This is a genomic window from Streptomyces sp. NPDC005899, from assembly GCF_040629645.1.
Classification (GTDB): Bacteria; Actinomycetota; Actinomycetes; order Streptomycetales; family Streptomycetaceae; genus Streptomyces.
This window is the reverse complement of sequence record NZ_JBEXWB010000176.1, coordinates 1-12,619: the sequence shown is the minus strand read 5'-3', so window position 1 is coordinate 12,619 and position 12,619 is coordinate 1. Positions and strand designations below refer to the sequence as shown.

The 12,619-nt window shown below is 72.5% G+C and carries 11 protein-coding genes and 1 tRNA gene; 7 read left to right on the top strand and 5 right to left on the bottom strand.

Annotated elements, in window-relative coordinates:
• Nucleotides 1-170: 170 nt before the first annotated feature.
• Complete coding sequence (locus ABZ371_RS19805) at nucleotides 171-596, bottom strand: ASCH domain-containing protein (RefSeq protein WP_358681151.1); 426 nt, start codon at nucleotides 594-596, stop codon at nucleotides 171-173.
• 654 nt (nucleotides 597-1,250) lie between these two features.
• On the opposite strand from ABZ371_RS19805, the gene ABZ371_RS19800 reads away from it, so the two are divergent.
• Together ABZ371_RS19800 and ABZ371_RS19795 are read left to right on the top strand one after the other, a co-directional pair.
• Nucleotides 1,251-1,916, top strand: a complete 666-nt coding sequence (locus tag ABZ371_RS19800) for a molybdopterin-dependent oxidoreductase (protein ID WP_358681154.1) — start codon at nucleotides 1,251-1,253, stop codon at nucleotides 1,914-1,916.
• Nucleotides 1,858-2,523 (top strand): cytochrome b/b6 domain-containing protein, encoded by a 666-nt coding sequence (locus ABZ371_RS19795; protein WP_358681148.1) that lies wholly within the window; start codon nucleotides 1,858-1,860, stop codon nucleotides 2,521-2,523. Before ABZ371_RS19800 ends, ABZ371_RS19795 begins: the two co-directional genes overlap by 59 nt.
• A gap of 40 nt (nucleotides 2,524-2,563) precedes the next feature.
• Here ABZ371_RS19795 and ABZ371_RS19790 read toward each other — a convergent pair whose 3' ends face one another.
• Both ABZ371_RS19790 and ABZ371_RS19785 read right to left on the bottom strand, forming a co-directional pair.
• Nucleotides 2,564-3,961: a gluconate:H+ symporter gene (locus ABZ371_RS19790; RefSeq protein WP_358681145.1), complete on the bottom strand. Its 1,398-nt coding sequence runs from the start codon at nucleotides 3,959-3,961 to the stop codon at nucleotides 2,564-2,566.
• A gap of 12 nt (nucleotides 3,962-3,973) precedes the next feature.
• A complete protein-coding gene (locus tag ABZ371_RS19785) occupies nucleotides 3,974-4,483 on the bottom strand; it encodes a gluconokinase (protein WP_358681142.1) in 510 nt (169 codons plus the stop codon).
• Between the two features lie 144 nt (nucleotides 4,484-4,627).
• Here ABZ371_RS19785 and ABZ371_RS19780 point away from each other — a divergent pair, with 144 nt between their 5' ends.
• From ABZ371_RS19780 to ABZ371_RS19770, 3 genes are all read left to right on the top strand, one after another.
• Nucleotides 4,628-5,329, top strand: coding sequence for an FCD domain-containing protein (locus tag ABZ371_RS19780; protein WP_358681139.1), 702 nt, complete (start codon nucleotides 4,628-4,630; stop codon nucleotides 5,327-5,329).
• A gap of 74 nt (nucleotides 5,330-5,403) precedes the next feature.
• A complete protein-coding gene (locus ABZ371_RS19775) occupies nucleotides 5,404-6,489 on the top strand; it encodes an S-(hydroxymethyl)mycothiol dehydrogenase (RefSeq protein WP_358681136.1) in 1,086 nt (361 codons plus the stop codon).
• Nucleotides 6,489-7,118, top strand: a complete 630-nt coding sequence (locus ABZ371_RS19770) for an MBL fold metallo-hydrolase (RefSeq protein WP_358681133.1) — start codon at nucleotides 6,489-6,491, stop codon at nucleotides 7,116-7,118. Before ABZ371_RS19775 ends, ABZ371_RS19770 begins: the two co-directional genes overlap by 1 nt.
• Before the next feature lie 4 nt (nucleotides 7,119-7,122).
• On the opposite strand, the gene ABZ371_RS19765 is transcribed toward ABZ371_RS19770, so the two are convergent.
• Nucleotides 7,123-8,121: a pseudouridine synthase gene (locus ABZ371_RS19765; RefSeq protein WP_358681130.1), complete on the bottom strand. Its 999-nt coding sequence runs from the start codon at nucleotides 8,119-8,121 to the stop codon at nucleotides 7,123-7,125.
• Nucleotides 8,122-8,487: 366 nt separating this feature from the next.
• Here ABZ371_RS19765 and ABZ371_RS19760 point away from each other — a divergent pair, with 366 nt between their 5' ends.
• Nucleotides 8,488-11,046, top strand: a complete 2,559-nt coding sequence (locus ABZ371_RS19760; RefSeq protein ID WP_358681127.1) for an alpha-L-arabinofuranosidase C-terminal domain-containing protein — start codon at nucleotides 8,488-8,490, stop codon at nucleotides 11,044-11,046.
• A 46-nt stretch (nucleotides 11,047-11,092) separates the two neighbouring features.
• On the opposite strand, the gene ABZ371_RS19755 is transcribed toward ABZ371_RS19760, so the two are convergent.
• Nucleotides 11,093-11,177 (bottom strand) — tRNA-Leu (locus ABZ371_RS19755).
• Nucleotides 11,178-11,378: 201 nt separating this feature from the next.
• On the opposite strand from ABZ371_RS19755, the gene ABZ371_RS19750 reads away from it, so the two are divergent.
• Nucleotides 11,379-12,619 (top strand): DUF2254 domain-containing protein (locus tag ABZ371_RS19750; protein ID WP_358681124.1); only part of this gene is annotated, 1,241 nt, incomplete at its 3' end.

Genomic DNA, 12,619 nt, shown 5'->3' with positions numbered 1-12,619 from the left:
GCCGCGGGCAGGGCGGCGGCGACGGCGACCGCCTGAGCGGCCCCCGGCCCGCTCCGGGCCTTCCGGGGGCGGCCGGTCGCGCCCCGGCCGGGCGCGGGGGAGGCCAGGGCGCTCCGGTGCGCCCCCGGGCCGGCCTCCGCCCCGGTCGGCCGCCCCGCCCCGAGGACCGGTCACTCCAGCCGCTCCACCACCCGGAACCTCTCCGCCACGATCATCGTCCCGTCGTCCACGGTGAACGACGGGTCGCCCAGCGCCTCGCGCATCTCCTCGCTGTGCCAGAACGCCTCGTGGCCTGCCCGCCACGCGGCCACCGAGGTGTACCCCTCGCCCTCGTCGAGGGCGTGCCGCAGGTCGACCGATCCCAGGGGGAGCACCCTGACCTCCGTCAACTCGACGACCGCCACCTCCCGCCCGCCGGAGTCGATGAGGGCCGACCGCTCGCCCACGGGCGGGAGCTCCTCCTTCTCCGCCTCGTACTCCGCGAGCAGCCCGGACGTCGAGACCTTCTCGCCGGCGAGCACGGCCGCGACCAGCCGGTCGCGCAGCGGCCCGGGGAAGGCGAGGAGGAAGGGCGGCAGCGCTTCACGGTTCTCCATCCCCGCAGTGTGGCACGCGTCACCCCACCCCCTCGCGGCACCTCCGTCCCACCCGCACGAGCTGCGTGGACGACCTGGCACCTGGTCCGGCTCCGGTCGACTTCTCCAGGGGTGTGCGCGGTTCGCCGACCGGGCGTGCTTGACGCGAAGCGCGCGCCGCGGGTTCGCTGTGCGCGACGTTCGATCGCACTGCGCATCGACATGCCGTACACCGCGTCGAGAAGCAGGCCTGCGGATGTCCCCGCCTCCGCCGCCCCTGGGCCGCTCCCGCCGCGGGGCCGGACGCCCGGACCACGCGTTCGACCCGGCCCTGGACGACCAGGAACTCATCGGCGTACGGGACCGGTTCGCACAGGGCCGCTGGGCAGGGGCACGCTCCCCGCTCCTGTCGACCGGCACCGACGGGCTGCGGCCGGGGCGGCCTCGTGCCGGCCGGAGAACACGGCCGGGAGCACCGCGGCTCGCCGGTAGTCCTTACGGCGTGGTGACGAACGCCCGCGGTCCCTGGTGACGGGACGGCCGCGGGTGTTCCATGGGCGGGTGGACAATCGCCCTCCCGGTCGCCCGGACCCTCCCGATCCCTCACGCCTCCCCGGCCACGAGGAGCACGCCGACGGGCCCGGCACACCCGTGGGCCGCCGCCTGGTCCTGGCCATGCTGGGACTGGGGGCCGCCGGAGTCGTGGCGGCCCCCCTGCTCCAGCGGGCGCTGGAGACCGGGCTCGGAGCCGTCGCCGACAAGGACCCCACCGGGCTGACCGGACTGCTGCCCAACGGCGGCGGCTTCCGCTACTACTCGGTCACCACGTCCGTGCCCGAGAAGACCGCCGCCGACTACCGCCTCACCGTGGACGGTCTGGTGGACCGCCCCGCCACCTACACACTCGACACGCTGAAGGCGCTCCCGCGGACGCGCGTGGTGCGCGACGTCCAGTGCGTCACCGGCTGGCGGGTGCCCGAGACGCCCTTCGAAGGAGTCCGGCTCTCCACGCTGCTCGACGCGGCGGGGGTCCGGCCCGGTGCGAAGGCCGTCCGCTTCACCTGCTTCGACGGGGCCTACAGCGAGAGCCTCACCCTCGAACAGGCCCGTCGCCCGGACGTCCTCGTCGCCCTGCGCATGCGGGACGAGCCGCTGACCCACTCCCACGGCGGGCCGGTGCGGCTGTACGTGGCCCCCATGTACTTCTACAAGTCCGCGAAATGGCTGTCGGGCATCACCGTCACCGACGCCGTGCGCCCCGGATACTGGGAGGAGCTCGGCTATGACGTCGACGCCTGGGTCGGCCGGTCCAACGGCCGCGACGACGCCCCCACCGTCTGAACGACCCGCGAGGATCCGCCGCTTCACCCGCGCCGAGCGCTGGGTGCACCGCACCACCGCCTGGGCGGCACTGCTCTGCGTGGCCACCGCCGCCTGCCTGTACGTCCCCCAGCTCGCGGAGCTCGTCGGCCGCCGCCGTCTCGTCGTCACCCTCCACGAGTGGTCGGGGCTGCTCGTGCCCGTACCGCTGCTCGCCGGACTCCTCTCCCGGGCGCTGCGCGCCGACCTCTCCCGGCTGAACCGGTTCGGGCCGCACGACCGGGAGTGGCTGCGGGCGGCCCTGCGCCGTGACCACCGGCCCGGCTCCCGGCCGGCCGGGAAGTTCAACGCGGGCCAGAAGCTCTACGCGGGCTGGATCGCCGGCGCCGTGCTCGTGATGCTGGCCACCGGGCTGCTGATGTGGTTCACGGGCCTGGCCCCGCTGGTGTGGCGCACCGGTGCGACCTTCGTCCACGACTGGCTGGCCCTCGCGGTCGGCGTCGTCCTCGCCGGGCACATGGCGAAGGCGCTCGCCGACCCGGAGGCGCGCCGTGGCATGCGCACCGGGTCGGTCGAGCGCCGATGGGCCCGTACCGGGCACCCGCTGTGGCGGGAGCCGGAGGAGTAGGAGCGGCCGGACGGGGGCGGCCCGCGGTCCGGCCGCCCGGCTACAGCACCAGCGACAGCAGCAGGATGAAGCCGAGCGAGACGACGGAGATGATCGTCTCCATCACCGACCACGTCTTGATCGTCTGCGGGACGTCCATGCCGAAGTACTCCTTCACCAGCCAGAAGCCCGCGTCGTTGACGTGGCTGAAGAAGAGCGAACCCGCACCGACGGCCAGGACGAGCAGTGCGACGTGGGCCGTCGACAGGTCGGCCGCCAGCGGGGCGACCAGACCGGCCGCCGAGATGGTCGCCACGGTCGCGGAGCCCGTCGCCAGGCGGATCGCGACGGCGATCAGCCAGCCGAGCAGCAGGGCGGGTATCGACCAGCTCTCGGAGAACTCGAGGATCATCCGGCCGACACCGGCGTCGATCAGGGTCTGCTTGAAGCCGCCGCCGGCGCCGACGATCAGGAGGATGCCGGCGATGGGGGCGAGCGACTTCTCGACCGTGCCGGTCAGGCGCTCCTTGGTGAAGCCCGCCGCACGGCCCAGCGTGAACATGCCGACGATCACGGCGGCGAGCAGCGCGATCAGCGGCGAGCCGATGACGTCGGTGACCCGCTGGACGTGGTTCTCGGGGTCGTCCACCACGATGTCGACGAGTGCCTTGGCCAGCATCAGCACGACGGGCAGCAGGATGGTCGCCAGGGTCGCGCCGAAGCCGGGGCGCCGGTCCAGGTCCTCGGACGGGCGCTGCGGGACCATCTTCTCCGGCGGCTGGATGTCCACCCAGCGGGCGGCGTAACGGGAGAAGAGCGGGCCCGCGATGATCACGGTGGGGACGGCCACCAGCACGCCGAGGGCGAGGGTGACACCCAGGTTGGCGCCGAGGGCGTCGATCGCGACCAGCGGGCCGGGGTGCGGCGGGATCAGGCCGTGCATCACGGAGAGGCCGGCGAGCGCGGGGATGCCGATCCGCATCAGGGAGTAGTTGCCCCGCTTGGCGACCAGCAGCACGACCGGGATCATCAGCACGATCCCGACCTCGAAGAACAGCGGCAGCCCGATGATCGAGGCGATCAGGACCATGGCCCACGGCATGGCCCGGCCGCCCGCCTTCGCGAGGACGGTGTCGACGATCTGGTCGGCGCCTCCGGAATCGGCGAGCAGCTTGCCCAGGATGGCACCGAGGGCGATGAGGACGCCCACACCCGCGACGGTCGAACCGAGTCCCGCGGTGAAGCTGGCGATCGTCTTCGCCGGGTCGGCCCCCGCGAAGGAGCCGAGGGCCAGCGAGCCGATGGTCAACGCGAGGAACGCGTGCATCTTGAGCTTGGTGATGAGGAGGACGATGACGGCGATGCCTGCGAGGACGGCGATGCCCAACTGCGCGTCGCCGGCCGAGGTGATGGGTTCGACGGCATCCGCTGCCAGCGTCTCGACGTTGAGACCGGTCACGGTGGTGATTCCTTAGTTCGCGAGCCGGCGCAGCGCGGCGACGGCCCGTCCGGTTATTTCCTCAGGGGTGCCGGACACGTCCACGGCCACGCCCGCCTCGTCCTCCTGCAGCGGCTGCAGGGTCGCGAACTGGGAGTCGAGCAGGGCGGTCGGCATGAAGTGGCCCTTGCGCTCCGCCATGCGGCGCTCGATGAGGGGACGGTCGCCGGTCAGGTGCAGGAAGACGGCGTCCGGGGCCTCGTTCCGCAGCCGGTCGCGGTAGGCACGCTTGAGCGCCGAACTGCTGACGACCCCGCCGAGCCCGGCCCGGCCGTGCGCCCACCGCCCGATCGCCTCCAGCCAGGGCCATCGGTCGTCGTCCTCCAGGGGGGTCCCGGCCGACATCTTGGCGATGTTGGCCGGCGGATGGAAGTCGTCGCCCTCGGCGTACGGGACGCCGAGGGCGTCGGCGAGCAGAGGGCCGATCGTGGTCTTGCCGGTCCCTGCTACGCCCATCACCACGACGACGTGGGGGGTGCTCATTGCTGCCTCGCTGTCTTCGTCGACATCGGTCCGCGACATCGGGCCGTCGCGCTACTGAAACCCATTACGTACGACTTATTCAAGAGGCTGTGACATAAACGTCGTACTTACCCACCTCCGAGGCCGCCCCGTAGGCTGGTGCGCATGACCACACCTGCCCAGGGGCTCCATACGCATGTGCTGGACACCCTGGGTCTGGAGATCGCCGCGGGTGACTGCCCGCCCGGCAGGGTCCTGCGCACGGACGAGCTCGCCCGGCGTTTCGACGTGTCGCGCACCGTCGTGCGCGAGGTGATCCGCGTCCTGGAGTCCATGCACCTGGTGGAGTCGCGGCGCCGGGTCGGGGTGACCGTGCGCCCCACCGAGGAGTGGAACGTCTACGACCCGCAGGTCATCCGCTGGCGGCTGGCCGGCTCCGACCGGCCCCGGCAGCTGCGCTCCCTGACCGTCCTGCGGTCCGCCGTCGAACCCGTCGCCGCCGGCCTGGCCGCCCGCAACGCCACGGCCGAGCACTGCGCCGCGCTGACGGAGTGCGCCCTCGGCATGGTCGCCACCTCGCGCGGCCAGCAGCTGGAGGGCTACCTCCGGCACGACATCGCCTTCCACCGCATCGTGCTCGACGCCTCGGGCAACGAGATGTTCGCCCGCCTCGGCGACGTCGTCGCCGAGGTCCTCGCGGGCCGCACCCACCACCAGGTGATGTTCCAGGACCCCGACCCCGCCGCCGTCACCCTCCACGTCCGGCTCGCCGAAGCCGTGCGCGAGGGGGACGCGGCCGGCGCCGAACGGCTGACCAAGGAGATCGCGGTCGGCGCACTGCACGAACTGGACGTACTGGCCCCGTGATCCGCCTCCCGCCCCGGTACGGTGGGTGGGATCGATCATCGGCGGCACGGGGCAGCGGGACGGGAGACCACGGCATGGCGCAGCAGGTACAAGGGGTCATCGCACCGGGCAGGGACGAGCCCGTTCGCGTGGAGACGATCCTCGTGCCGGACCCCGGCCCCGGTGAGGCCGTGGTCAGGATCCAGGCGTGCGGCGTCTGCCACACCGACCTGCACTACAAGCAGGGCGGCATCAACGACGAATTCCCCTTCCTGCTCGGCCACGAGGCCGCGGGAGTCGTGGAGTCCGTCGGCGACGGCGTCACCGACGTCGGGCCGGGCGACTTCGTCGTCCTGAACTGGCGCGCCGTGTGCGGGCAGTGCCGTGCCTGTCTGCGCGGCCGGCCCTGGTACTGCTTCGACACCCACAACGCGAAGCAGCGGATGACACTCCTGGACGGCACCGAGCTCTCCCCGGCGCTCGGGATCGGCGCGTTCGCGGAGAAGACCCTCGTCGCCGCGGGGCAGTGCACCAAGGTCGACCCCGAGGTCTCACCGGCCGTCGCCGGACTGCTCGGCTGCGGCGTCATGGCGGGCATCGGCGCCGCCATCAACACCGGCCAGGTCGGCCGGGGCGACTCCGTCGCCGTCATCGGCTGCGGCGGCGTCGGTGACGCGGCGATCGCCGGCGCCCGGCTCGCGGGAGCGGCGAGGATCATCGCGGTCGACATCGACGACCGGAAGCTCGTGACGGCCAGGAAGATGGGCGCCACCCACACCGTCAACTCCGGCTCCGAGGACCCGGTGGAGGCGATCCGCGCCCTCACCGGCGGCAACGGGGCCGACGTCGTCATCGAGGCGGTCGGCCGCCCCGAGACGTACCAGCAGGCCTTCTACGCCCGCGACCTCGCCGGCACCGTCGTACTCGTCGGTGTCCCGACGCCCGAGATGCGGCTCGAACTCCCGCTCCTCGACGTGTTCGGCCGCGGCGGTTCGCTCAAGTCGTCCTGGTACGGCGACTGCCTGCCCTCGCGTGACTTCCCGATGCTGATCGACCTGCACCAGCAGGGCCGCCTCGACCTCGGCGCGTTCGTCACCGAGACCATCGGGCTGGGCGACGTCGAGCAGGCCTTCGCCCGGATGCACGACGGTGACGTCCTGCGCTCGGTGGTGGTCCTCTGATGGCTGCCCGCATCGAGCACCTCGTCACCTCCGGCACCTTCGCCCTCGACGGCGGCGAGTGGGACGTCGACAACAACGTCTGGATCGTCGGCGACGACACCGAGGCGGTCGTCATCGACGCCGCCCACGACGCCTCCGCCATCCAGGCCGCACTCGGCGGACGGACGCTGCGCGCGATCATCTGCACCCACGCGCACAACGACCACATCGACGCGGCCCCCGCACTCGCCGACGCGACCGGGGCGCCGATCCTCCTGCACCCCGACGACCTCGTGCTGTGGCGGCGGACCCACCCGGACCGGACCCCCGACGCCGAACTCGCCGACGGCCAGGAGCTGGGCATCGCCGGAACACGCCTGACGGTGATGCACACCCCGGGCCACGCCCCGGGCGCGGTCTGCCTGTACGCCCCGGAACTGGCCACCGTCTTCACCGGCGACACCCTCTTCCAGGGCGGTCCGGGTGCCACCGGCCGCTCGTTCTCCCACTTCCCGACGATCGTCGACTCGATCAGGGACCGGCTGCTGGCCCTCCCGCCGGAGACCACCGTGCGCACCGGGCACGGGGACTCCACCACCATCGGCGCGGAAGCCCCGCACCTGGACGAGTGGATCGCCCGCGGGCACTGACGGGTCAGCGGCCGTCCGGGGCGACCTCGGCCGGGTCGTCCCGGGCGCCGTCAGCCCCGTCGTCGGCGTCGTCCGGCCATGCGGTGAGCCGCCGCCCGCTCAGGAAGCGGCGCGGCTCACCCGTCACGGGGTCGGTGAAGTCCAGTGCTCTCGCCACGAGTTGCAGGGGGCGGAGGTAGTCCTCGCACACCGGCTCGGGCCGCACCACCGGATAGACCGGATCGTTCACCAGGGGCAGCCCCAGCGCGTTCATGTGGACCCGTAGCTGGTGGGTGCGCCCGGTGGCGGGCAGCAGCCGGTAGCGGCCGAGCCCGCCCCTGTGTTCCAGGAGCTCGATCCTGCTCTCGCTGTTCGCCTCACCCGGCTCCTCGCGGGCGGCGAGAACCCCGCGCTCCTTGACGATCCGGCTCCGCACGGTGCGGGGGAGCGCGGTGGCCGGATCGTACGGCGCCACCGCCTCGTACTCCTTGCGCACCAGCCGGTCCCGGAACAGCGTCTGGTACGCCCCCCGTTCGCCGGGGCGTACGACGCACAGCACGAGCCCCGCGGTCAACCGGTCCAGCCGGTGCGCGGGTTGCAGATCCGGCAGGTCCAGCTCGTCGCGCAGGCGGGCCACCAGGGTCTCGGTGACATGCCGGCCGCGCGGGGTGGTGGCCAGGAAGTGCGGCTTGTCCGCGATCACGAGGTGCTCGTCGCGGTGGACGACGCCCACGCGGAAGGGCACCCGCTCCTCGGGCGCGAAGTCGCGGTGGAACCACAGGTACCGCCCGGCGGCGTACGGCTCGTCCGCGCGCACCGCGCCGCCGTCCGCCCCGACGAACTCGCCGCCGGCCAGCATGGCGTCCACCCGCTCCGGGCCGATCGCCCCGGCGAAGCGGTCCAGCAGGTGGTCCCGGACGGTCGGCCAGGCGCCCGAAGGATCGGCCGGGAGCCGTACCCGCACCGGGCCGACACCCGCGCGCTGGGGCAGTGGGGCGGGGGGAGGCTTCGCCCGTCCTCTCATCGCATCGGTCCTTGTCGCCGGAGGGGCCCGGAACGACGGGCACGCGCCTCCATCATCCCATCGCCTGGGCACCCGGCGGACGCTCCTCCTGCTGCGCGGCCGGCGGCACCGCGGCGTGCCGGGACCACCGGAAGGGCGCGCGGCCGCCGGACACGATCCACCGCCCTGACACGGGAGCGGCGCTCCCGCCCGACGTGGCGGGCGCCGTGTGCGGCTGTCCGGGCGGCACACCGGACCTCGGGCCCGTGCGCTCCCGACGACGGCCGGTTCCGGCGGCGCCGTTGACGCGTGGCCCCGCCCTGCCTATCTTGCGTTCGACGCACTGACCAACGTCCGGTATACCGAACAGTGATCTCTGGAGCGCCCATGCCGCACCCGCGCCCGCACCTGTGGCCGAGACTCACCGTCCCCGTCGTCGCCCTCCTGCTCGGCGCCCTGGTAACGGCGCCCACCCGCGCCGAGGACCGCCGGCCCGCGGCGGAGGCGGCCGACTACTCCCTCACCGTCCATCCCGGCCGCACGGGCCCGGCCATCGGCGACTCGATGTACGGCCTCTTCTACGAGGACATCAACCACGCGGCCGACGGCGGTCTGTACGCCGAACTCGTCCAGAACCGCTCCTTCGAGTACGACCGCGCCGACAACGCCGCGTACTCACCCATGACCGCCTGGAGCGAAACGGCCGTCTCCGGTGGCACGGGCCGCGCCGAAACCGTGGACGACGAGGGGCGGCTGAACGAACGCAACCGCCGTTACCTGCGCCTCGACCTCGACGGGACCGGGGGCCGCGCGGCCGGCTTCGGGGTCACCAACTCGGGCTACCACCAGGGCCTTAGCCTGCGCGGGGGCGAGCGCTACGACTTCTCCGTCTGGGCCCGCACCGACCGGCCGGCCGGGACCGTGCTGACCGTCGGGGCCACCGCGGCCGACGGCACCGCGCTCACCGCCCCCCTGCGCGTCACGGCACGCGGCGACCACTGGAAGAAGTACACCGGGACCCTCACCGCCCGGACCTCCGCGGCGGACGGCCGGCTCACCGTCACGGCCGGCGGGGGCGGAACCGTACGGCTGGACATGATCTCGCTCTTCCCCCGGGACACGTACAAGGGCCGGGCGAACGGGCTGCGCAAGGACCTCGCGGAGAAGGCCGCGGCGCTGGAACCGGGCTTCCTGCGCTTCCCCGGCGGCTGCCTCGTCAACACCGGCAGCCACCAGGCCTACGAGGCACCCGGCTGGGAGCGCAGGCGTTCCTACCAGTGGAAGGACACCATCGGCCCGGTGGAGCAGCGCCCGGCCAACGCCAACTTCTGGGGCTACAACCAGACCTACGGCCTGGGGTACTACGAGTACTTCCAGTTCGCCGAGGACATCGGCGCGATGCCCCTGCCCGTCGTGCCCGCCCTCGTGACCGGCTGCGGCCAGAACAAGGTGACCGACGATCCCGCCCTGCTGCGGCGGCACATCCAGGACACCCTCGACCTCATCGAGTTCGCCAACGGCCCGGCGGGCTCCACCTGGGGCGCGAAGCGCGCCGCGATGGGCCACCCCGCCCCGTTCGGCCTGACCCACCTGGAGGTCGGCAACGAGGAGAACCTCCCCGACGAGTTCTTCGCCCGCTTCACCGAGTTCCGCGAGGCGATCACGGCCGAACACCCCGGCATCACGGTGATCAGCAACTCCGGCCCCGACGACAGCGGCACGGTCTTCGACCGCGCGTGGCAGCTGAACCGGGGCGCGGGCGTCGCCATGGTCGACGAGCACTACTACAACAGCCCGCAGTGGTTCCTCGAGAACAACGCGCGCTACGACACCTACGACCGGCACGGCCCGAAGGTGTTCCTCGGCGAGTACGCCTCGCTCGGCAACCGCTTCTCGGACGCGCTCGCCGAAGCGGCCTACATGACGGGCCTGGAACGCAACGCGGACGTCGTGGAACTCGCCTCCTACGCCCCGCTGTACGCGGACACCGAGGACGCCCAGTGGCGGCCGGACATGATCTGGTTCGACAACGAGAGGTCGTGGGGGTCGGCGAACTACGAGGTGCAGAAACTCTTCATGACCGACGTGGGCGACCGCGTCGTGCCGAGCACCGCCTCCCCGACGCCCGGCACCACCGCCCCGATCACCGGCGCCGTCGGGCTGTCCACGTGGGCCACCGGTGCCGCGTACGACGACGTCGAAGTCACCGCCCAGGACGGCACCCGGCTGCTGGCCGACGACTTCTCCGCCGGTGACGCGCAGTGGACGAAGGCCGCGGGCCGCGGCACCTGGACCGTCCAGGACGGGGCTTACGTCCAGTTGGACGAGAGCGCCGAGAACACCCTGGTGACGGCGGGGGACCCCGGCTGGCAGAACTACGACCTCGAGGTCAGGGCCACCAAGAAGGCCGGCAAGGAGGGCTTCCTCGTGGCCTTCGGGGTGCGGGACACCGGCAACACGTACTGGTGGAACCTCGGCGGCTGGAACAACACGCGCTCCGCCGTCGAGAAGACGGTGGACGGTGCCAAGCAGACGATGGCCGAGGACGCGACCACCGTGGAGACGGGACGCGCCTACGACATACGCGTCCAGGTGCGCGGCCGGCAGGTCACCCTCTTCCTCGACGGGAGGCGGTGGGGCACCTTCACCGACGACAAGCCCGCCGAACCCTTCCGGCAGGTGGTCACCCGCGACGACGCCACCGGCGACCTCGTGGTCAAGGTGGTCAACGCGCAGGCCGCCGACGCCCGGACCCGGATCGACCTCGGTGCCGAGCCCCGCTCACGGGTCGCCCGGCTGACGACCCTCCAGGCGGCCCCGGACGCGGTGAACACCGCCGAGGACCGGCAGGTGGCGCCGCGGAAGTCGGTCCTCCGCGTCGCCGGCCGGACCTTCACCCATACGTTCCCCGCGCACTCCGTGACGTTCCTGCGCATCGAGCAGTAGGGCGGAAAAGCGAGAACCCCCAGGCTGACCTGGGGGTTCTCGTCGGTGTCCGAGGGGGGACTTGAACCCCCACGCCCGATAAAGGGCACTAGCACCTCAAGCTAGCGCGTCTGCCATTCCGCCACCCGGACAAGGTGTCTGTCGTTCACGAGGTGTTCCCCGCGGCGACAAGGAAAACAATACCAGGGGTTCGGGGTGGCCTTCACCTGCGTTTTCGGTGGTCAGTGCGGTGCCGCCCGGTTCGGCCGGACGGCCGGGCCCGGCCCGCCACGACGCGCGTACGGTGCGTCGCCTGACGTGCGCGGGGAGTCGCCCGGGCTACCTTCGCGGGCATGACCGACCGTGCCCCTCGGCGTCCCCGCATGCTGTCCCCGCTGCGTGAGCACCTGCGTGACACCTTCTGGTTCGCCCCGACGGTGGGACTGGTCTGTTCCTACCTGGTGTGGTGGGGTCTGTCCGGCCTGGACACGGAGATCGTGACCCGTCTGCGGCGCGAGGGGGCCTACGAGGAGATCCGGACCCTGATCGCCTTCACCACCGACGCGAAGTCGATCATCACCACGATCAGTTCCGCGATGATGACCTTCATCGGCGTGGTGTTCAGCATTTCCCTGGTGGCCGTGCAGATGGCGGCCGGGCAGCTCACCCCCAGGGTGGTGCGGATCTTCGTACGGAGCCGGATCAGCAAGCTGACGCTGACGGTCTTCCTGTCGACGTTCGCCTTCTCGCTGCTCGTGCTCACGTCGTACGAGAGCGAGACCGATCCGCGCCGGATCGTGGCCGTCCCGCTGCTCCAGAGCCTGCTCACCGTGGTCATGGTCGGCCTGAGCCTGCTGCTGTTCATCGCCTACGTGACGTCGACCCTCCGCCTCATGCAGGTGGGCCCGGTCGTCGACCACATCGCACGCGAGTCGTTCCGGGTCGTCGGCCGGGTGTCGGGAGAGCCCGCCGGGGACGAGCCGCTCCCGCCGGAGACCGCCCGTGTCGTGCACCGGGGGCGGGCCGGGGTCCTGCGGGACGTGCACGTGGCACGGCTGGTGCGCGCCGCGGGCCGGCAGGGTGTGGTGCTGCGGCTGCTGCCCCGGATCGGGGACTTCCTCGTTCCCGGCACACCCCTGTTCGCCGTGCACGGCGGTGCGGCGCCGCCGGCGCACCGGTTGAGGTACACCGTCTTCGTGGGAGTCGAGCGCACGCTCCACCAGGACCTGACGTTCGGCCTGCGCCAGCTCTCCGACATCGCTCTGCGGGCACTGTCGACCGCGGTCAACGACCCGACGACGGCCGTGCAGTGCCTCGACCGGATCGTGCAGTGCCTCGCGACCGTGGTGCACCACCCCCTCGGTCCGGTCCATCACCGTGACCGCCGGGGCGAGGTGCGGCTCGTGCGGGACGGCCCGGGCTGGACGGACGTCGTTGATCTCGCCTTCGAGGAGATCAGGTGGTGTGCGACGGGTAGCCCGCAGGTCACCCGGCGCCTGCTGGCGGGGATCGACGACCTGCTGCGGCTCGCCCCGGACGGGCGGCGGGCGCCGCTGCTCAGGCACCGCCCGCACGAGGAGCGCCCGGTGCCTGA